The following is a 21771-nucleotide window of genomic DNA, read 5'->3' on the forward strand; positions in this document are numbered from 1 at the left end:
TCTACACTCAACACTCAACACAACCGTTAAAAATCCCCCCTGCTCCAGGGGGGATTTTTAACGAAACATACTGCTGACAGAAGAGTCTTCATGAATACGCCAGATGGTTTCACCCAATAAGTTAGCCACTGAAAGCACTCTCAGCTGTGGAAACCGTTTGGCGTCCGGTAGTGGAATAGTATTGGTAACAATTACTTCTTCAAACACCCCACTAGAGAGGCGCTCTACAGCTGGTGGGGAAAACACGGCATGGGTTGCACAAGCGTAGACTTGGCGAGCCCCCTCTTGACGCAGTACTTTGGCAGCTTCACAAATCGTGCCAGCGGTGTCAATCATATCATCGACTAACACCGCAGTTTTACCCTTGACATCCCCAATCACATTCATGACTTGAGCGATATTGTGAGCTTGCCTGCGCTTGTCGATAATCGCAAGAGGAGCATCATATAGCTTTTTGGCAAACGCTCTGGCTCTAGCCACACCACCAACGTCGGGGGAAACTACTACCAGATCGGTTAGGTCTTTAGAAGCCAGATATTGTAGCAATACTGGTGAACCGTAGACATGGTCACAGGGGATATCGAAATAACCTTGAATTTGAGCGGAGTGCAAATCCATTGCCAAAATCCGATTAGCACCAGCTCCAGTAATCAGGTTAGCCACCAGTTTCGCTGTAATGGACTCACGGCCAGCGGTTTTACGGTCTGCTCGAGCATAACCATAGTAAGGAATCACAGCAGTAACTTGCCGCGCTGAGGCTCGACGGCAAGCATCGATCATAATCAGTAACTCCATCAGGTAATCATTCACCGGATAGCAAGTTGGTTGAATCAGGTAAACATCACACCCCCTGATGGATTCTTGAATTTGGACATAGAGCTCCCCATCAGCAAATCGTTTCCGTACCATCGGTCCCAAGTCGATACCTAGATAGCGTGCTACTTCCTGAGAAAGGGAAACATTTGCCGAACCAGAAAATAGTCTTAAACGATTGTTATCGGCTATCTGGGGCAGAATAGGTTGAAGCTCTAAAGTAACTGAACTGCTCACAGCAAACCCTCGAAGCTTATTTCAACGCGATCTTAACATTCTACGAATATCCCTTTTATAATAATTTTTATAATTATTTATTTAAATTTGATTAATATTTTATTAATTTTTATAGCGTTGACCTAACAGAGGTGTTGAATAAAGACTCTATATATAGTGTATTGCCATCACAGGAACCTGATAACTCAAGCAGGTTTTTTAAGTTTCTTACTCAAATCCGAAAATTAACTATTGTACTTAATTCGATCAACTGTACATCTAGTCAAGTAAGGTAGTTATTTGAGATAATTCAACACCACAATAAGATAGCAATGAACAGGTAGTGATGTTCTAAGAAACCCGAACAACATATATAGCGGTTCTCATATTCATTAGGTACACAGTATTTTTTCCCTATTCCCTATTTCCTATTCCCTATTTCTGATTTCCTATTCCCTATTCCCTATTCCCTATTCCCTACAGGATTTATGCAATAACTATACTTGTAGGGTCTGGTTCCGGATTCTACACCATCAGGGTGTTTTGAGTCCAGTTTTGGGTAAGCCCTGATGTATATGGTGATCAACTTATCTGTGGCTCAACTCTGTGGCTCAACCGGTGAAGTTCCAAAGCAACCGAAATAAGTCTAAACTTCAAGAATACTCCTCCTGCCTCATTGTGCGTAACAACTGATCTACCACCGATGGAACCACCGATTGCCTCTGGAACTATTCTGCAAAATCGCTACCATCTGCTCCGTGTCCTTGACCAAGGGGAATTCAATCGGACTTACCTGGTAGAGGATCAAGGGCGCTTCAATGAACTTTGTGCCCTGAAAGAATTTATTCCCCCTCAGACAGAAACTAATAATCTAGATAAGTCAAGGCGACTGTTTCAACAAGAAGCAGGTATCCTGTATAAAATTGAACACCAGCAAATTCCTCAGTTCAGAGCTACCTTTGAAGAGGACGGACGACTGTTTCTGGTGCGAGACTACGTAGAGGGAAAAACCTATGGTGACTTACTAGAACAACGCAAAGCCCTTCAGAATCAAAGCCAACCTCTATCTTCTAATCTGGATGGGGAAGTCCAATCACCCCCAATAGCTGCTAGCCCGACCAACTTGGGAGTCTTATCAGAAACGGAAGTGCGTCAGCTATTGCAGCAATCTTTGCCAGTTTTGGACTACATCCACAGCCAAGGGATTATTCACCGAGATATCACACCTGATAACATTATCATGCGGGAGACGGACAGTATACCGGTTTTGATTAATTTGGGTGTGGTACAGGAACTGGCAACTCGTCTTCAATTGCCCGATACTCCCACACCAACAACTAGTATTGGCAAAAGCGGCTACGCTCCCAGGGAGCAAATTCAGACAGGTCAGGTGTATCCGAGTAGTGACCTCTATTCCCTAGCAGTGACTGCGATAGTGCTACTGACTGGGAAAGAACCAGGAGAACTGGTGGATAATACTAATCTGACTTGGAACTGGCGTCCCTGGGCTAGGGTTAGCGATGAGTTAGCTGAGATATTAAATCGGATGGTTAGTGATCAACCAAGCGATCGCTACCAATCCGCTAGGGAAGTATTGTATGCCTTTCAAGCTTCTGGGTTAACTCCCCAACTGCCAAAGCCCAAGCCAATACCAGGCACGACAGTGGCATCAGCTGAACCTGGGAAACCCAGGGAGGCCAGAGGTGCAGAACCGAGTTACCCGGTGATGTCTCAAGCCACGGGTAACTCTATCTGGAATAGTCCTTGGCCGTTGCTTGGGATAGCTACAGGACTAGCGGTGCTGGCAGGAATAGGCTCTTGGGTCTGGGTGAGCAATGTTAATCAGCAGGACACTGGCAAATCTCCAAGTCCTAAGGTGTCAGTGAGTCCTAGTCCGATCTACAGTCAGCTTCTAGAGCTTTCTGCTGGTAAAACCCTTTCTATATCCAGGAATTTAAAGGCTAATCACACTATTAACTACATTATCCAGGGTAAACAAGACCAAACCCTGAAGGCAGATCTCAGTGACGAAGGGGTCTTGATGACAGTGCTCGGACCGGACGGAAAACCAGTGGACAATCGAGCTAAGCGGGTGCGGCAATGGGAAGGGAAATTTCTTTTCACTGGCAACTACACGATTCAACTGAGTCCAGTGAAGGGTCTACCCGATAGCGATTATCAGCTAGGATTAAGGTTAACAGAAGCACCGAAGCCGAAACCAAAATCCAAACCGACTGCTGAGTATAAGATAGAACGGGTCAATTTGTTGCAGGGAAGCAAGGGTTTGCGGCTACTGGGTCGCACTAGCCCCCAAAAGATTCAGCGCTACTTGGTGAAGGCTAAACAGGGTCAGCAATTGAAGCTAGATGTGATTGAAAGTGATGTGGCTTTAACTATCCGCTATCCCAATGGCAAGTTAGTGGAAAAGGCTTCAGGGGTGCAAAAGTGGCAAGGTCAGCTGCCTAGTTCTGGTGAGTATATAGTAGATGTAATTGCTCAACAGGAAAGAAACTTTGCTGTAGATATTAGCCTTACGGACTGAGAGTGAGTCAATCTTGAACGTATTACTAATTACTGGCACCAATACAGAGATCGGCAAAACGGTTTTGACTTCTGTGATCGCTGCTTATTGGCAGACTTACCATCCTCAAGAGAGTCTGGGGATATTCAAGCCGATTCAAACGGGAATTGGCGATCGCGAAATTTACCACCAACTATTTGACTTGGCTCAAACCCTTGAGGAGATCACACCCGTGGAGTTTAAAACCCCTGCAGCACCACCAGTTGCTGCAGATATAGAAGGACGACAGGTTGACCTCGAAAAGGTCTGGCAAGGCTTCAATACTCTGCGCAGTCAGCGGGATGTGGTCTTGGTGGAAGCTTTGGGAGGACTAGGTTCACCGGTGACTCATGAACTGATTGTGGCAGATTTGGCAAGGGATTGGCGATTGCCAACGGTATTGGTTGCGCCGATAGAATTAGGAGCGATCGCACAAGTGGTTGCTAATGTTGCCCTGGCACGCTCATCACGAGTTGACCTCAAAGGCATTGTCCTCAATTGCGTCCAACCTCGTACCTCCGAAGAAATTAATCAGTTGGCTCCGATTAGGTTAATCGAGACTCTAACCAATGTTAAGGTTTTGGGGATTTTACCTCATCTATCTGACCCAATGGACTACTCGAAACTTGCTCAAGTGGGTTCCAATTTGGATGTCAGTGGTTGGTGAGGCATGATGGTAAATGTGAGGGGAAAGGCTAAAAAAGGTTAAACTATGCGATCGCGGACGATTCGAGAAGGCTCCGTTGGCTTATTAATAGTAGCAGGACTTGCTGTTTTCGGTGGACTTGTTGTATGGGTTAGTGGCATTACCTTAGGTCGAAAGAGCTATAAATTCATTGTCAATTTTGGCAACGCTGCTGGTATGCAAGTGGGGGCATCAGTCAGCTATCGCGGTGTCCAAGTTGGGAGAATCACTAAGATTGAACCCGGTACTAATGGGGTGAATGTCACCGTTGAAATTGATGACCCTGGATTGTTAATCCCCCGCAATGTCGAGATTGAAGCTAATCAATCGGGTTTAATTGGTGCTACCAATGTTGATATCATGCCCCTAGGACAATTACCTGCAACTGCTCAAAGTCTTACACCCTTCGGAGCACAATGTAATTCTTCCCTAGTTATTTGTGAAGAAGATCAGATTAATGGTGATGTGGGTTCCACCTTTGCTGACCTCCTACGGAACGGAAATCGCATTGCTGAACTCTATGCTGATCCAGCGTTTTTTGACAAAATCAATAGTCTTGCGGAAAATGCCTCCAATGCCGCCAGAGACGTGTCAGAACTTAGCAAAGAGATGACCCAGTTGTCCCGGATAGTGCGGCAAGAGGTAGCAGGCTTGTCCAACGCAACGAATGCTGTGACCAGTGCTGCCAATCAAACATCTAGTCTAATCGGGTTGGCAACCAGTAGCATTTCTAGTACGTCCCAGCAATACAGCCAAACGGCAAGGGAACTCAATCAACTGATTACCTCTGCCAATCAACTATTGGTAAGCAATCGGGGAAATTTGGTCACCACCTTGGATAGCATCTCTCAGGCCAGTCAAGATCTGCGTGTATTGACCAGCAACTTAACTATTACCGCGAATCAGGTTAACTCAGCGGTTTATCAAACGGATGTATCACAGATGCTGCGGAACTTAGAAAACCTATCGGCTAATGCTGCCCAAGCATCTGCTAACTTACGTAATGTTTCCAATACTCTCAACAGTCCTACTAATTTACTGGTATTGCAACAAACCCTAGACTCAGCAAGAGTTACGTTTGAAAATGCTCAAAAGATTACCGCTGACCTAGATGATCTGACTGGGGATCCAGCGTTTCGCCGCAATGTCAAGGATTTAGTTAATGGACTCAGCGGCTTAGTGTCTTCTACCGAGCAGCTGCAACAGCAGGCTTTGATATCTCAACAACTGGAAGCTCTGAATACTGCTATAGACACCGCCTCGTCTAATGATCCAGCTAAAACCCTTCCCATCCCTAAGTCTCCCTCTAAGATCGATCTACCTAAGATCGATCCAATAGCTCCCGCTGATCAGAACCTTAAACCAGATCAACAAAAACAGATGTTTAAGCTTTTACCCCCAGCCCCTAGGAAACCGGTTAAATGAAATTAATCTAGTAAAGGGAGCAGGGAGCAGGGAACAGGGAACAGGGAACAGGGAACAGGGAACAGGGAACAGGGAACAGGGAACAGTGGTCAGAGGCCGTATTCAGGAAATTTTGTTAGTTGAAGAGCCTAATTTTTCTGTCTTGATGCAGTCGCTCATGGGGGAAACCACGCCAGTTGCTGGGGGAACGGCAGTCGCTCATGGGGGAGACCACGGCAGTCGCTCATGGGGGAAACCACGGCAGTTGCTCATGGGGGGAACCCCCAAGACCGCACTGCCTCCCCAAGACCGCGCTGCCTCCCCAAGACCGCGCTGCCTCCCCAAGACCGCACTGGCTCCCCAAGACCGCGCTGCATCGCTTTTACAGTAAGCTTTCTGAGTTTTTTAACTGGAAATTTATCATAAAAGGTACTGAAAAACCAACATGATTTTTTCCCACTCCCTACTCCCTACTCCCTACTCCCTACTCCCTATTCCCTGTTCCCTATTCCCTGTTCCCGACTTCAGCAAAGAGAGTCACGTCCAGTCATCCTGGCTTCCAGAACTGTTGTCTCGTCTATACGCCTTACCGGCTTGATGAATCGTAAGGGTTTTCTCAAAAAGCTGTGGTTCTGTTAGTTGCCATCGCTGGAGCAGTAAATCCAAGTCTCTTTGAATGGCTCTAGCACCGGGAAAGCTGTCATAGCGAATCCGCAGTCGGGCTAATTCCGCCAAGTTGTATTCATTGGGTTGTTGTTGTAAAAGACGGTTAACTATTTCGCGATCGCGTTTTTCCTGAGGATGTTGCTGGTCTTGATTTCCTTCCATTTAATAATAGTATTAATAATAGTCAAATAATTCGGATTATAACTAATAATTGGTATTTAGGGTTTTAGCTTTAAAAATACTTTGATTTTTGTTGATATAGCGGTTTCTAACCTAATCAGATACACAGGATTTTTTTTCTGTTCCGATATCCGAAGTTCCCTTTGCTAAAGCTGCCAGCTCTGAGTTCATCACAGGTGTTACTCTGACCAACAGTGGGGGGAACTCTAAGTCTGAGACTAATCGGTCAGGTCTATCTATGAAATGCGTAAGCTTCCCCTTTGCCCACAAAGCTCATTCCTTATCTAGTTCCCACTACAGCACTAATCCCCTCATACAAAACCTACCCAGAGATACCATTTCACGAATGCAATGGGGCTTACTGGGATTACTCGAAGTCAGTAGTCTATGTTTATTACTCGCCTCACCGACTCTAGCTCAAATTATCCCAGATAGTACCTTGGGGGATGAAAATTCTCAAGTTACTCCCAATCAGACTATCCGTGGTGCAGTAGCCGATTTAATCGAAGGGGGAGCGATTCGAGATAGTAACTTATTCCACAGTTTTCTGGAATTTAATGTCGGTAATGGTCAACGAGTCTATTTTGCTAATCCCGATGGCATTACTAATATTTTGACTCGTGTCACTGGCAGCACCCTTTCTCAAATTCTGGGGACCTTGGGAGTAAATGGTAGCGCTAATTTATTCTTGCTGAATCCTAATGGTATTAACTTTGGAGCCAATGCGAGCTTAGATGTAGCAGGCTCCTTTTTCGCTAGCACTGCTGATAGTGCTGTATTTGACAATGGTTTCAACTTTAGCGCTACTGATCCAAATGCCCCACCATTGTTAACCATTAATATTCCCACCGGTTTGCAATATGGTAGCAATCCTGGCTCAGTAAACGTGACAGGAGCTACCTTAGGGATCGAGACCGGGCAAACTATGGCCTTACTTGGGGGAGAGGTTAACCTCAATGGTGCCACCCTGCAAGTGCCAGGGGGACGGGTGGAATTAGGAGGATTATCCACTCCAGGAACTGTTACGCTCAATGGCGCGACATCCGTCAGTTTTCCCGATGGAGTCGAACGAGGTGATGTTTCCTTGACTAACGGTAGCTTGGTAGATGTCACTAATGTCAGTGGCGGAGATATTACGATCAATAGTGCGAATTTCGAGATGTCAGCCAGTGAGTTACAGGCTGGATTAACTTCAGGAGCATCAATACCAGATGCCGTAGCTGGCAATATTACCATTAACGCTAATGGCAATACTAATCTCAGTGATAGGAGTTTGATTGCTAATGATTTAGAAACTTTAGCGATAGGCAATGGCGGCAACATAGAGCTCACCACTAGGGCTCTGACCATCACTGGTGGCTCAAGAGTTCAAACTGTTACCAATAGCCATGGGGCATCAGGAGATATTGAGATTAATGCTAATGGTGAGATTAATATCTCTGGTTTCACTGAAGATGGGTTATTTAGTGGGATTCTGACTCGTTCTGCTGCTGACACTAGTGGCTTTGGAGGCAAGATTACCATTAAAAATTCCTTTGGCTCACTGAATCTAGCTAATCGGGGATTTATCGGTACAGTTACCAATAGTAGTAGTAATGGCGGTGCGATCGCACTAAACCTCAATAACTTAGTCCTTGAAACTGGCGGACAGATTGTCACTGCTACCACCAACAACGGCAATGCTGGAGATATCAAGATTAATGCTACTGAAAGCGTTACTATCTCTGGGGAAAGTCGGGATTTTGTCCCTAATCCTTTCTTGGACTTAGAAACCTTTGACTTAAATGCTCTGGAGTTTATTACTCAACCCAATCCCAACGTAGCGGAATCCGGACCATTAGGAATTCCCTATGTTTCCATTGAACGGACTCCAGAACAGATTATTAATGGCACCACCGTATTGGGGGCAGCGGAAAATCAAGTTGATTACTTCTCCTTCAGTATCACGAATGGCAACAGTCGAGCTATTTTCGACATCGACAATGGCTTTACTGACTCTGACGGCAACATAGATAGCAAGATTTTCCTGTTTAATCAAGGTACAGGAGAATTATTAGAGGTCAATGACGATTCTCAAGCCGCTGATGGTGCCGGTGGCAGTAGACAAGTCTTTGGCAGTTTCACCACAGACTCATTAATTGATACCACCATCACTGAGTCAGGGGTTTACTTAGTCGGAGTCGCTGCCTTCGCCTCGGATGCTAGTAATAATGAATTGATCAACGGCCCAACCCCACTTGTGGGGGACACTTACACCCTGCAAGTGTCTCTACAAAACCAAGGTACTGATGGAGTCTCGTTACCGGAAGACCCTTTCAATCCAGCTAACTTTAATCCTAATGTGGAAGCCAAAAGCGGCTTATTTTCGGAATCGACAGGCACAGGGGATGGTGGCAGCTTAACCATTAATACTGACAAATTGATACTCAATAATGGTGGCAGAATTTCCACCGATACCTTTGATGCGGGTAGTGGTGGCCAGATTACCTTAAATGTGGGCTCATTGCTGGAAGTGAATAATGCATCAAGCTTATTGTCAAGCATTGCCGGAGGTAGTGGCAATGGGGGAAATCTAGTGATTGATACCAAACAATTACAGCTGAACGGGGGTATTGTAAGTACTGCCACATCCAGCTCCGGTAATGCTGGTGAGATTAGCATTACCGCGAATGAATCTGTGATCCTCTCAGCTACAACCGTTGAAGAGCGAGGGGAGATCCAGAGCGACGCCACACTTGGAGCAACTGGCAAGGTTGGGAGGGTGGTTGTTGAAACTCCACTTTTGCAGTTACGTGATGGCGCTCAAATTCGCTCGATTAATCAGGGTAATGGGGATGGGGGTAGTGTACTGGTTAGAGCTAACTTAGTCGAAGCCATTGGTAGCTCACCTGATGGTTTTTTTTCTAGCGGCTTTTATACATCTACACAGGGCTTCGGCGATGGGGGCAATTTAACCATTAAAACTGACCGTTTGCTTCTCAGTGATGGAGGAGCATTTTTCTCTGATACCACTGGAGTTGGGAATGCTGGAGATATCAGGGTAGATGCCTCAGAGTCGGTAGATGTGATTGGCACTAATGGTAATGGTACATTTTCTAGTGGCCTATATACAAGTTTATTAACTGTTGGTACTACTAGGGAGCAAACTGGTGGGAATGGGGGCGATATAGTTATTGAAACTGGGCATTTGCAAGTGGCTGAAGGGGGACGTCTCCAAGCTTCTGCGGTTGGTGCTGGCAATGCTGGCAGTATTACGATTCAGGCAAGGTCGGTCGAGGTCAGTGATCCCTTTGTTGATTTTACTGACACTGTCAGTGGTGTGTTAGTTTCCGTGGATCCAGGAGCCACTGGCAATGGCGGTAAATTAGAGATAGATGCTCAACGGTTGCACATCTTCGATGGTGGACAGGTGATTGCTTCTAGCTTCGGGGATGGTGAAGCTGGGGATATCATCCTCAATGTTAATGACATAGATATCACTGGTATTTCAGAGGATGGTCAGTTTCCTAGTCGCATTGCTGCCTTCTCTGTGGAAAACTCCCCTGCGGGTTCAGTGACCATTACCAGCAACAACTTGAGAGTTCGTGATGGTGCCGAAATTTCCGTCAGTGCTCGTGGTAATGGGGATAATGCCAAGGCGGGTAATCTCAGCATTACGGCCTCCTCGATTGTATTAGATCAAGCTACCCTTTCTGCTGAAGTCAGTGCTGGTGATAAGGGGAATATTATTCTGGATTCCCAGCGGATTGTAATGGGCGATCGCAGTAACATCACTACCAATGCGAAAGGTGCTGCCACTGGCGGTAACATTACTATTGATACTGACTTGCTAGTTGCCCTAGACAATAGCGATATCACGGCCAATGCTGAAGATAGCTTTGGGGGACAAGTGATTATCAATGCCTTAGGCATTTTTGGTACTGAATTTCGAGACCAACAAACTCCAGATAGTGATATTACCGCCTCTTCCGAACGCGGAGCTTCCTTTAGCGGTACTGTGGAAATTAATGCACCTTCCGCCGACCCTAGTGCTGCATTATTCGAGCTACCAGACAATTTTGTTAATCCTAAACTGCTAGTTGCCACTGGTTGCGGTACTGATGAAGGTAATCAATTTACCCAATTTGGGCGGGGTGGCTTACCCACAGACCCCACTAAACCGCTTCGGGGTGAAACCCTGTGGGTAGATTTACGTCCATTACCTCGCCACAGCGCTCGCCGCCGCAAAAATCCTATCTTACCTTCCAATGCTTCCAATGCAGGTAACTCACGTCCGTCTAGAATTATTGAAGCTAATCGATGGATTATTAATAAGGACGGAGTGGTAGAGTTAGTGGCTGATTCAGTTCAGTCGAGTCCGTTCATTTCCTGGTTTGAACCTTATTATTGCGTAAGGTAACAGCACTTCCGCAATAACTCTAGTTTTAGGGTTTGTTAATCATTAACCCTAGTGACATACTCCCACACTGACCTTACAGGTTCAGTGTGGGCTTCTTGCCAACTCCACCCAACGGTTCGGATACGTAGGCTTGCTTTATTAACGACACGGCATGCCCCTCCGCGCCGGAACAATACAAAAATTCGATTTTTTCGCTAGTTAAATAGCTGACAAACCAGCATTTAAGGCCGTAGGCCACGCTACGCGAACGGCTTTGTTTATCAGTACATATATTATAGCAATTCCATACATACTCTGTGCAAAATTCATCCCACACCTAATGCGCAGCATAGGTGTGGGATGAATTTTGCCGGACAGCTAATTATCTATCATTAAGCGAATCAGAGCTAATCGGTGTAGGAATTGTGAGAATTTTTGATGCCATATTCCCTACTCCCTACTCCCTACTCCCTACTCCCTACTCCCTTTGCTAAAGTATTACAAATAGTTAAGGAGTAGTTAAGATCTCCCAGCAGTTTTTCTAGAATTAAATTATAGAAGTGTATCACATCGAGTAACATCTGACTACACCACTGACTACAAAACTGACTACAGGAAACTATTCAATCAACGTCTCCAATGTCGGTGCTCCTCGCCTCCAGTGAACGTCAGGATTGAGCTTTGCTCACGCTTTGCGATCGTCCCCATCTTCCCTATCTTTCCGCTACAAGGGCAACCCCTGATTTATTTTCTGGCAGTGCCTAAATTCCATGTCTTCGATACCCCATTTGAAGATACGAGGAAAAAATTATCATGGCTTACAAAAAGATTCTGGTAGCAATCGACCGCTCATCCCAAGCAGAAGCAGTGTTTGAACACGCCTTAGACCTAGCCGAAAAAGAACAGAGCACTCTGATGCTAGTACACTGCCTTTGGGAAACTCAGGAACTGATGACTCCTTACATCGGTCTTGGCACCATAGCCGATGTAGACCTGTATGGTAGTCTGCGAAAGGTTCAACAAGAAAATTTGCAAAAACACGTTGAGGAAAACAAAGGGTGGCTAAGGAGTTATGCTCAACAGGCAAATGCTCAGGGTATTGCTGCCGAAGTATCTTGTCAATTGGCAGATCCGAGTCTAGGAATTTGTGATCTAGCCCAAAAGTGGGGTGCGGATTTAATTGTTCTAGGTCGTCGAGGGCTTGGGGGTTTAAAAGAAATAGTACTCGGGAGTGTCAGTAACTATGTTGTTCACCATGCTCCTTGCTCAGTGTTGGTAGTTCAAGGGGTAGCAACCCCAAGCATTGACTTAACCACTACAGCCACTCCAGTAACTACAGATACAAAGTAGAGATAGATACCCTTGACATTCTAAGGCTTTAGGGATTATGCATTTTTTACATAGATGGCTCAAATAGACTGATTCATCACTAATGATTTGACTAATCATTCTTACTTCCACCAGAAGTCTAGTCTGTTTTTGAGAACAGGAATTCCGCAACAACTCTACTTGTAGGGTGCGTTATTAACGCACCCTACTACTTATATCATGTCGGGATAATTACCCTGTCTTGATGCAGTCGCTCATGGGGGAAACCACGGCAGTCGCTCATGGGGGGAACCCCCAAGACCGCGCTGCCTCCCCAAGACCGCGCTGCATCGCTTAATAAAAATCTCCCCCATCTCCCCATCTCCCCATCTCCCCATCTCCCCCTGAGGGGGTGACAACAAGGCTAAAAACTAGACAGGGTATGGGGTGTGGGGTGTGGGGTGTGGGGAAAATAGAAGCGAATTTGGAGTGAGCCATTGGATAACAATCGCTCCGAAACCTGATTTAACCGTCCCGTCGCCACTCCGCCAGCTCCTGATCTTCCCCTCCTGGGAGGGGTTAGGGGTGGGTTCCCTACACCCATCACCCCACACCCCACACCCCGTAAACCTTTTAAGGCTGTTTGTCACCCCGTCAGCATCTCCCCACACTTCCCACCCTCCCCACACTTCCCACCCTCCCTCTAATTATGGGTATTCAACCTGACTTGATATTATAGGTTTTGGAGTCCAGTTTTGTGTAAGTTGTGGGAGTTATTTCTCCGGTAATTTCTCAACAACCGTGGCTTGTTGATGTTAGTTTGCTTGTATAGCAATCCGTGTAGGAATTGTGAGAATTTTGATCCCATATTCCCTGTTCCGGTGATCCGCTGTTCCCTGTTCCCTTTGCTATATTCATACTTATGCATTTTTGTCAATGCTGAGGTGATAATTAGATCTACAGGTTGCCACCTGGCATCAGAAGAACTATCTATGATGCCAGTAGATATTTGGCATTTTGGCAGTCATTTTACTTCGGCTGGAGATAATATATAGGTTTACCGTTTAGTAAAGTGTTTTTACTGTTTCAATTTAGTGTTTTTACGGTTTCACTGAGGCTCAGAGGTCGGTGACAATCGAACTCAAAGTGGTTAGGATAGAAATTTCGTCAGGGGGAGTAACATCATCATTATTGGTAACGCCCACTTTATTAAAACGGTCGTTGACTTATATCAGGTCATGATACGAACTTCGACCCAGCTAAAATTTGGCATCGTCTTCTGTCAAGCATCTGGATCATACTTGATCCGAGCTACAGGAAATGATCCAACGCTTAAATCTAATCCAACTCAGAATCCTCAAGGGATTCAGCTTTGCTGACGCTGTGGGAGCGCATCTGGACATAGCTTCCTGATTGTACCCAAAGGAGCATACCCATTCAACTTCTTGAATGCCATCCAGCAGTGCCCAGAAGTCTGCCCTATCCATTGCTCCACCGCCAATCCGGTACAGGAGATTGTAGCTAAAATTCAACAGATGAAGGGCTAAGGGGGTAAGGGGGTTTTTTTTAGCGGTAAGCTATTTCCGTGTCTGTTGCACCAGAGACGGAAAATAATGGTATTGATAAATTTATCACTATTTTCTTCAGGTTTTTTACCATATAGCAACTGCCAGGAAATTTATGTAAACTAAACTACAACTGCCAGGAAATTTATGTAAAATAAACTACAAAAATCTGGGGAGATAAGCCAAAGCCTGGAAATTAACTAAAACTCATCCCCTTGTTTATATCTATAAAAAATTTAAATCATTTCTGACTTCTACTTAATCATTTCTGATTTATAGTTAAACAACATCTGTGTTGTATATAAAATAAAGTAAAGAAAGATGACCTCCTATGAGGAAAATTTTCTAAACTAGTAGTATCAGCCCCGATTGAGCTTTGCTCACGCTTTGCGATCGAGTTGATAGCTCAATGAAGGGGAGAAACGAATTGCTAGGCTAGAGTTAAGAGAATGGCATATTCGTTGAGGTTGTCATAAGGTGACGTTGTCATAGTCGCGAACAGGCTAAGCCTTGAGTTAAGGCTAGTTCAGCAACTGCCACAACTTCAGGTGCTTCATCGGACTTTTCACAATCCCATTGAACAATCCCATTGAGGCAGAAAACCCTCAGTACTCCCCTTGGAAGTCAACCTCAGGAGAAGCATCCTATGGTCATCACTGCTCCAGAAAAACCCCCACCATCTGCCAAAGACTGTGCTAAAGACAAAGCCTTCGTCCTCTGGTTTGAGGAAGTTGGTATTGCCGATATCGCCATAGTCGGTGGAAAGAATGCCTCTTTGGGGGAAATGATCCGACAACTTACACCAGTAGGAGTTAGAGTCCCCACTGGCTTCGCTACTACAGCCTATGCCTATCGATACTTTATTGAGAAAGCTGGGTTAGAAGCCAAGCTGCGTCAGGGATTCTCTGACCTGGATGTGGAAGATGTCAATAACTTGCGACAACGGGGGATGCAAGCGAGAAGCTTAATCCTCAATACGCCATTCCCAGAAGAACTAGCCAATGCGATCGCGCAAGCATACCAACAACTATGCCAACGCTATGGGAATGATCCCCAGGAATTCTGTGAGCAGTTTGAGCCAAATTATCGGGACACTTGCCTACAGTCAAATTACAATACAGATGTAGCAGTTCGTTCCAGTGCCACCGCTGAGGACTTACCTGATGCTAGCTTTGCTGGTCAACAGGAAACCTATCTAAACGTCCACGGAGTAAAAGCGGTTTTAGAAGCGTGTCACAAATGCTTTGCGTCCCTTTTTACCAACCGTGCCATCTCCTATCGAACTGTTAAAGGCTTTGACCATTTTGATGTTGCTCTGTCTGTCGGTGTCCAGAAAATGGTGCGCTCAGACCTAGCGTCGTCTGGTGTGATGTTCTCCATCGACACCGAAACCGGATTTAAAAATGCCGCTTTAGTAACAGCAGCTTACGGTTTGGGTGAAAACGTTGTCCAAGGAGCAGTCAACCCTGATGAATACCTAGTGTTCAAGCCGACTCTCCAAGATGGCTATCGCCCTATCCTAGACAAACGTCTAGGCAGCAAAGAAGTCAAAATGGTCTATGATGACGGCGGGAAACTGACGAAAAATATATCAGTGCCGCCATCAGAACGGGGAAAATACGCGATCAATGATGAGGAAATTCTTACCCTAGCCAAGTGGGCTAGCATCATTGAAGACCACTATTCCCAGGTGCGGGGTAGCTACACCCCCATGGACATTGAGTGGGCCAAAGACGGGAAAACCGGTGAACTCTTTATTGTTCAAGCCCGTCCGGAAACTGTACAATCCCAGAAATCTGCCAATGTTATTTGTCATTATCAACTCAAAGGTGATGTAGAGACATTGCAGGCAACGTCTGTGCTAGCCACCGGTCGCGCTGTCGGTGAAATGATTGGTCAAGGCAAAGCAAGGGTAATTCTGGATGTGAACAAGATTGACCGTTTCCAAGCCAAAGAGGTATTGGTCACGGACAAGACAGATCCGGATTGGGAACCTATCATGAAGAGAGCGAGTGCTATCGTCACTAACCAAGGAGGTCGCACTTGTCACGCTGCCATCATTGCCCGTGAGATGGGTATCCCCGCGATTGTGGGTTGTGGCAATGCCACTAACCAGTTGAAGACAGGCCAAGCCGTGACGGTTTCCTGTGCAGAAGGAGATGAAGGCAAGGTTTATCAAGGGTTAGTGCCCTTTGAGGTGCAAGAAACCCCCCTTGACAACCTACCGCGCACCCGCACCAAAATCATGATGAATGTGGGGAACCCAGAGAAAGCTTTTAGTCTATCTTCTCTTCCCTGCGATGGGGTGGGGTTAGCCCGGTTTGAGTTCATCATTGCCAATCACATTAAGGCACACCCGATGGCGTTGATTCACTTCGATGAACTCGAAGATCCATCCGTCAAGGAAGAAATTGCCCAGCTGACAGCATTGTATGACCATAAACCTGACTTCTTTGTGGATAAACTAGCCAACGGGATTAGCATCATCGCTGCTGCTTTCTATCCCAAACCAGTTATCGTCAGGATGTCAGATTTCAAGAGTAATGAATACGCTAATCTCTTGGGGGGTCAACAGTTTGAACCCAGGGAAGAGAACCCGATGCTAGGATGGCGAGGGGCGTCTCGTTACTGTGATGAAATCTACCGGGAAGCCTATGGTTTGGAATGTAAGGCACTCAAACGGGTACGGGATGAGATGGGACTCACAAACGTTATCCCCATGATTCCCTTCTGTCGCACCCCTGATGAAGGTCGCCGGGTGCTGGCGGAAATGGAAAAACATGGCTTGAAGCGAGGGGACAATGGGTTACAAGTCTATGTGATGTGTGAAATCCCCAGTAATGTCATCCTAGCCGACGAGTATAGCCAAATCTTTGACGGCTTCTCGATCGGTTCTAATGACCTCACTCAATTAACCCTAGGCTTAGACCGTGACTCTGCTTTAGTTGCCCATATCTTTGACGAACGCAACGAAGCAGTGAAACAGATGGTGCGGATGGTGATAGAAAAAGCCAAGAAAAATGGTCGCAAGATTGGTATTTGTGGTCAAGCACCAAGTGACTATCCGGAATTTGCCTGCTTCCTAGTGGAGTTGGGAATTGATTCCATCAGCTTGAACCCTGACTCGGTACTAAAGACACTTCTGGATATCGCCAAGGTAGAAGGAGTAAATTAGTGTCCCGCTATTAGGTGTTAAGAGTGTTAGGTATTAAGAAATCTACATTACACCTAACCAAATACCTCAATGTTTTCCCCCATAGAGATGACTAGAATCTCGTCGCATTTAGGGGCAAGTTGCAAGTAGCTTCTAGGTTCAAAACGTCTCCGGTGCGCTTGACCCATTAAGAATTAAATTCGCCACGGGTCGCACCGCAACGATGCCGAGTTTGGTGATTGATGTCGCCTACTTGTTGATCAACAATCGCAGATGACCTTGGAGGAAGGATGAGTTAATAGCAATAAATTCTCATGTAATTCCAAATCAAAAATTACATTACAAAACTTTAAGATACGCCAAGGCTCTAGGGATTAACTGGTCCGAAACCATAGAAAAACCTTGGCTAACCATAAAGTTGACGTTCAATCAAGGCTTGTTTGTTTAAGAAATATAAAATAGGAGGAATTGGGGATGATAGCTCCAGAGAAATATAAATAAAATCTAAAGATTAGAAAATAAATCAAGAATGGGTAATTAAATAGAACAAATTCCACCATTTTTGATTTTCCGAAGTTTATCAAATGTAGATGAGCTGAAATCACTAGTTCTCTTGCTGTCAGCTCAAGGGAAAAACCATGCTAGCCATAACTATGGGTGAAACCACCCGTAATAGCTACTAGCTAGATGTCTTCGGGCTTGTGGTATCGCTAATCAGGGTTTCTTGAATGGCACAGCTCACGGGTAAACAGGATCCACAGACAGCAGTGGAACAAGTGAAAGCTTGACAAGCCTATAAAAGGGTGCATTTTAAGACAATTTTTTTTCAATCCATACTATAAAGGGTGTTGACATGTTAACAAAAATTAACGAAACCATCAAACCAACCTTTGCCGTAGTCTGGCAAACGCTATCATCTGTGCTCCTTGGGATTGCCCATAATTTCCAAGCTATAAAAACCAGGTTTTCAGGAATCTTCTTTAACGAGGTCAACCTAGATTTGATATCTGAGGAAGAAAATTGTGAACCCAACCCAGTCATAAAGGTGTCAATGTTGACTAATGCTGGCTTGGGCAATGTGCCGTACTACTGCTTCTTTTGGAAAGGTTGAAGCAGTGCAAGTAGGCCATGGGTATTAAAGGGTGCATTTTAAGACAATTTTTTTTCAATCCATACTATAAAGGGTGTTGACATGCTAACAACAATTAACGAAACCATCAAACCAACCTTTGCTGTAGTCTGGCAAACGCTGTTATCTGTGCTAGTGGGGATGGCCCATAATTTCCAAGCTATCAAAAGCCGGGTTTCAGGCATCTTCTTTAACCAGGCCAACCTAGATTTGATATCTGAGGAAGACAATTGTGAACCCAACCCAGTCATAAAGGTATCAATTTTGACTAATGCTGGCTTGGGCAGTGTACCGTACTACTGCTTCTTGTGGGAAGAACGTAAACTTTACTGATTCCACCTAGTCCAGGCTGGCAGAAATAAGTCACCACTTTCATCTACAAAGGTCGGAGCTGGTCCTACACGCTTATTTCGCTGTCCCCTGTACTAGTACTAAGTTTCCTTGACAGTATACTACATTATAGCAATTAACGAGAATCCCTGCCTTCTGAAGGTAGGGATTCTCGTTAATTCCTGGATTAATTGCACATTAATTTCATCTGGCCATCTCCCGATCTGGCCATCTCCCGATCTGGCCATCTGGATCTGTAGCCTTACTTTCACGAATTTGTATTGCTTGGATAGCGCCATAGCTGATTAGGGGGTAAGCTGAGAATGAGCTGTTGGTGTAACCAACGGTGTGTTAACTGTGGTCTACTGATTGGTCTACGGATTGGTCTACGGATTTGAAAACTGCGATCAAACGGCATTAACCCTTTCAGTGATGGAGGTGGCAAACTAGAAGAAATGGATTTAAGTAGGGGAGTTGATCTTGGCACCTAAGATAGAGCCTCTATGGGCAGCACAACATGACCAACAGAGAAAGGACGTTCTGATGAAGCGTAAAAATCAAGACATGTTAGCACTGGTGTGGCGAAGTACTATTGTTTTGTCATTCTTCCTGTTGCCTGTTGGCCTTGGCAGTGCCCAATCCATCGAAAGTGACCCTCCAAAACAGATAGTCGCTCAGGGCTCAAGTCAAAAGCAAGTTCAAACTGATGCGAATCTTAGCTTTCAGCGGGTGACGCTCCTGTCTAATGTTTTGCTGATTGTGCTGGTGACTCTGGTACTGCTACTGGTGGCTGCGATCGCAGCGTTGTGGCTGCTAAGAAGGTCTGTGATTCGTGAGGTTGCCCAAATCGTGAGAGCTCACCTCAATGAACTGACTGACTTGGAAGATAGGATTGCCAGTGCCAATAAAAATGTTCAAAGTATCCTCGAAAAAACTGAAGACATTGCCTTGGAGCTAGATCAGCAGGCGGCAGAGTTTAAACAAGACCTAAGTGTTAAACGAGAAAATCTATCTAAGCTGCTATCCAAATTGTCTCAGTCCCAGCAACAGGCATTAACGACAATCAAGACGCAAAAAAACGATACTCAACAAGAGCTAGAACAATTAGAGACTGACTTGGCATCAAGACTGTCTAAACTCGAGCAAGACGCTAAAAAGCAACGGGATAGTTTTCTGAAGTATCTAGAAAACTTAAGCGCTGAGTTTGCCCCCCAATTATCTGAACTAAAGGGGGATGTGCAAGGCCAGAAAGAGACAATCCTGAAGAAACTGAATCAATTAGAGACTGAGTTTGGCTCCGAATTGTCTGACCTGAAAGAAACTGCGGCAAACCAAAAGGACTTAACTTTAAAAGATTTCGAAAAATTAGGTGCTGAATTTATTCCAGAATTATCTAAAATCCAGGCGGATGTGCAAGGCCAGAAAGAGATAATACTGAAGAAACTGAACCAATCAGAGACTGAGTTTGGCTCCGAACTGTCTGAATTGAAAGCCAAGGCTCAAAAACAAAGCGAAGATTACCTGCAAACCCTAGAAAAATCAAGGGCTGACTTTGCTCCTCAACTATCTGAACTTCAGGGGAATGTACAAGAACATAAGGATAAAGTCCTGCAGCAACTAAATCAATCAGAGTCTGATTTTGCTGTTGAACTGTCTGAGCTTAAGGCAAAGGCTGATAAAGAAAGGAACAGTTACCTCAAGAATCTAGAAAAACTCACCTCTGATTTTGCTCCTCAACTATCCTTACTCGAAGCAAATGTCCAAGGGCATCAAGATAAAGTATTGGAGAAACTGAACCAATCAGAGACAGAGTTTGCCTCAAAATTGTCTGAACTTGAAGCCAAGGCTCAACAGCAACGGGATTTAATCCTAGAAAATATAAAACAGCTAGAGACAGAGTTTACTCCTCAGCTATCTGACATTAAGGTGGATGCTGAACAAAAAGCTCAACAGAAAATCGATTTAGCTCTTCAGAAGCTAGAACAATTAGGAAATGACATTACTGAACAACTTTCAAAATCCCAGTCGAAGATTGAAGGGCAAATCGATCAGACTCTCCAGCATCTGAAAGAGCTAGAGGCTAACTTAAACACTCAGGTTTCTGATTCTCAATCAGGAATTAAAACCCAAAAGGCTCAGACCATTCAGAGTCTGGAACAATTAGAAACAGAGGCTAAAACTCAACTTTCTGATTTACAGTCGGACATTCAAAAGCGAAAAGATATAATCCTTCAAAATCTGGACAAATTGGAAACCACCTTGGCTGCTCAGCTGTCTGAGGTGGAATCTGATGCTCAAACCGAGAAGGAGAAGATTATACAACAACTAGCAGAGATTTCCCCAACATCCATTGCAGAAGCTGCTCTGTCTGAAGTGCTGCAAAACACTCAAACTCTGACGGAACAATTAGAACGCCTCAAATCGAACCATCCTAAGTTGTTCTTGAATCCAGATGACTATGTGAATCAGGGCAATAGTCTATTCTCTCAAGGGCAGTATCAAGATGCGATCGCTTCCTATGATCAAGTTCTTGACCTTCAACCGAATAACCCTGATATTTGGTACCAGCGAGGTATGGCACTATGGGAATTACAGCAGTATCAAGATGCGATCGCTTCCTATGACAAAGTAATTGAAATCAAGCCAGATGACCCAGATAGCTGGTATCAACGAGGTTTGGCTTTAATGGAACTGCGGCGGTATGAAGGAGCAGTGGTTGCTTTTAATAAGGTGGTTAAACTCAGGCCAGACCACTACAAAGCTTGGTTAAACCGGGGCATGACCCTAAGACGGTTGAGACGCTACGAAGATGCGATCGCTTCCTATGACAAAGCCCTAGAAATTCAGCCAAATTATCATCAAGCTTGGGTTGACCGAGGAGTCGCACTAGGCATGCTACAAAAGCATGAAGAGGCGTTTGGATCCTTCGACCAAGCTGTCCAAGTTCAGCCAGATGATACAGTAGCCTGGTTGAATCGAGGCATGGCTCTAGATGTATTAGAAAGATACCAAGAAGCTGTTGCCTCTTTTGACAAGGCTATTGAATTAAATCCCGACTCCCATAAAGCCTGGAATTACAGAGGTTCTACCTTAGTCAAGCTAGAACAGAATGATCAGGCATTGGAAAGCATTAATCGGGCTTTGGAGATTCAACCTGAGTATGCTGCTGGTTATTATAACAAAGCAATCGTTTATTCTTGGCAGCGTCAAGTGACCTTAGCTGTGGAAAACCTAGAGCAGGCGATTGAGCTAAATCCAAGGTATCGGGAAGAGGCCAGTAATGACCCGGATTTTGAGGCTATTTCAGAAGATGATCGGTTCTGGCAGTTGATTGGAGGCTAGAATCCGTGACATAGCAGGAAATAAACTTGCGTCAAGATATT

The 21771-nt window shown here is 45.1% G+C and carries 16 protein-coding genes and 1 pseudogene; 13 read left to right on the forward strand and 4 right to left on the reverse strand.

The features are described 5' to 3' along the window. Positions 1 to 57: 57 nt before the first annotated feature. On the reverse strand, positions 58 to 1050 hold the full coding sequence (locus F6J90_RS07115; protein WP_293091748.1) for a ribose-phosphate pyrophosphokinase: 993 nt from the start codon (positions 1048 to 1050) through the stop codon (positions 58 to 60). 655 nt (positions 1051 to 1705) lie between these two features. On the opposite strand from F6J90_RS07115, the gene F6J90_RS07120 reads away from it, so the two are divergent. The 5 genes from F6J90_RS07120 (at position 1706) to F6J90_RS07140 (ending at position 6276) form a co-directional block, all read left to right on the forward strand. Next, positions 1706 to 3571 carry a serine/threonine-protein kinase gene (locus F6J90_RS07120; protein ID WP_293091749.1) on the forward strand — a complete coding sequence of 622 codons (1866 nt, stop codon included), beginning with the start codon at positions 1706 to 1708 and terminating at the stop codon, positions 3569 to 3571. 13 nt (positions 3572 to 3584) lie between these two features. Next, positions 3585 to 4256 carry a dethiobiotin synthase gene (gene bioD, locus F6J90_RS07125; RefSeq protein WP_293091750.1) on the forward strand — a complete coding sequence of 224 codons (672 nt, stop codon included), beginning with the start codon at positions 3585 to 3587 and terminating at the stop codon, positions 4254 to 4256. Positions 4257 to 4301: 45 nt separating this feature from the next. Then, the gene (locus tag F6J90_RS07130; protein WP_293091751.1) at positions 4302 to 5699 is read left to right on the forward strand and encodes an MlaD family protein; all 1398 of its coding nucleotides are present in this window, start codon (positions 4302 to 4304) and stop codon (positions 5697 to 5699) included. A 157-nt stretch (positions 5700 to 5856) separates the two neighbouring features. Beyond that, positions 5857 to 6069: a hypothetical protein gene (locus F6J90_RS07135; protein WP_293091752.1), complete on the forward strand. Its 213-nt coding sequence runs from the start codon at positions 5857 to 5859 to the stop codon at positions 6067 to 6069. 54 nt (positions 6070 to 6123) lie between these two features. Next, positions 6124 to 6276: a hypothetical protein gene (locus F6J90_RS07140; RefSeq protein WP_293091753.1), complete on the forward strand. Its 153-nt coding sequence runs from the start codon at positions 6124 to 6126 to the stop codon at positions 6274 to 6276. Here F6J90_RS07140 and F6J90_RS07145 read toward each other — a convergent pair. Then, the gene (locus F6J90_RS07145) at positions 6216 to 6506 is read right to left on the reverse strand and encodes a DUF3288 family protein (RefSeq protein WP_293091754.1); all 291 of its coding nucleotides are present in this window, start codon (positions 6504 to 6506) and stop codon (positions 6216 to 6218) included. The genes F6J90_RS07140 and F6J90_RS07145 overlap by 61 nt on opposite strands. Before the next feature lie 256 nt (positions 6507 to 6762). Here F6J90_RS07145 and F6J90_RS07150 point away from each other — a divergent pair, with 256 nt between their 5' ends. The 3 genes from F6J90_RS07150 to F6J90_RS07160 all read left to right on the forward strand — a co-directional run bounded on the left by F6J90_RS07150 (position 6763) and on the right by F6J90_RS07160 (position 12252). Further along, positions 6763 to 10923 (forward strand): filamentous hemagglutinin N-terminal domain-containing protein, encoded by a 4161-nt coding sequence (locus F6J90_RS07150; RefSeq protein ID WP_293091755.1) that lies wholly within the window; start codon positions 6763 to 6765, stop codon positions 10921 to 10923. 332 nt (positions 10924 to 11255) lie between these two features. Continuing rightward, positions 11256 to 11396 (forward strand): hypothetical protein, encoded by a 141-nt coding sequence (locus F6J90_RS07155; protein WP_293091756.1) that lies wholly within the window; start codon positions 11256 to 11258, stop codon positions 11394 to 11396. A gap of 319 nt (positions 11397 to 11715) precedes the next feature. Then, complete coding sequence (locus F6J90_RS07160) at positions 11716 to 12252, forward strand: universal stress protein (RefSeq protein WP_293091757.1); 537 nt, start codon at positions 11716 to 11718, stop codon at positions 12250 to 12252. 312 nt (positions 12253 to 12564) lie between these two features. Here the strand turns inward: F6J90_RS07160 and F6J90_RS07165 are convergent, their stop codons facing one another. Beyond that, on the reverse strand, positions 12565 to 12708 hold the full coding sequence (locus F6J90_RS07165; RefSeq protein ID WP_293091758.1) for a hypothetical protein: 144 nt from the start codon (positions 12706 to 12708) through the stop codon (positions 12565 to 12567). A gap of 692 nt (positions 12709 to 13400) precedes the next feature. Here F6J90_RS07165 and F6J90_RS43480 point away from each other — a divergent pair. The 4 genes and pseudogenes from F6J90_RS43480 (at position 13401) to F6J90_RS07180 (ending at position 18391) form a co-directional block, all read left to right on the forward strand. After that, positions 13401 to 13757 (forward strand): annotated as a pseudogene (locus F6J90_RS43480) (adenosine-specific kinase). A 664-nt stretch (positions 13758 to 14421) separates the two neighbouring features. After that, positions 14422 to 16950: a phosphoenolpyruvate synthase gene (ppsA, locus tag F6J90_RS07170; protein ID WP_293091759.1), complete on the forward strand. Its 2529-nt coding sequence runs from the start codon at positions 14422 to 14424 to the stop codon at positions 16948 to 16950. A gap of 832 nt (positions 16951 to 17782) precedes the next feature. Further along, entirely contained in the window at positions 17783 to 18040 is a 258-nt protein-coding gene (locus tag F6J90_RS07175; RefSeq protein ID WP_293091760.1) for a hypothetical protein, read from the forward strand. An 81-nt stretch (positions 18041 to 18121) separates the two neighbouring features. Further along, complete coding sequence (locus tag F6J90_RS07180; protein WP_293091761.1) at positions 18122 to 18391, forward strand: hypothetical protein; 270 nt, start codon at positions 18122 to 18124, stop codon at positions 18389 to 18391. A 119-nt stretch (positions 18392 to 18510) separates the two neighbouring features. Here the strand turns inward: F6J90_RS07180 and F6J90_RS07185 are convergent, their stop codons facing one another. After that, complete coding sequence (locus F6J90_RS07185; RefSeq protein WP_293091762.1) at positions 18511 to 18636, reverse strand: hypothetical protein; 126 nt, start codon at positions 18634 to 18636, stop codon at positions 18511 to 18513. A gap of 232 nt (positions 18637 to 18868) precedes the next feature. Between F6J90_RS07185 and F6J90_RS07190 the strand changes: the two genes are divergently transcribed. Further along, a complete protein-coding gene (locus tag F6J90_RS07190; protein WP_293091763.1) occupies positions 18869 to 21730 on the forward strand; it encodes a tetratricopeptide repeat protein in 2862 nt (953 codons plus the stop codon). The last annotated feature ends 41 nt before the right edge of the window (positions 21731 to 21771 follow it).

It is taken from the genome of Moorena sp. SIOASIH, assembly GCF_010671925.1.
Lineage (GTDB): Bacteria > Cyanobacteriota > Cyanobacteriia > Cyanobacteriales > Coleofasciculaceae > Moorena.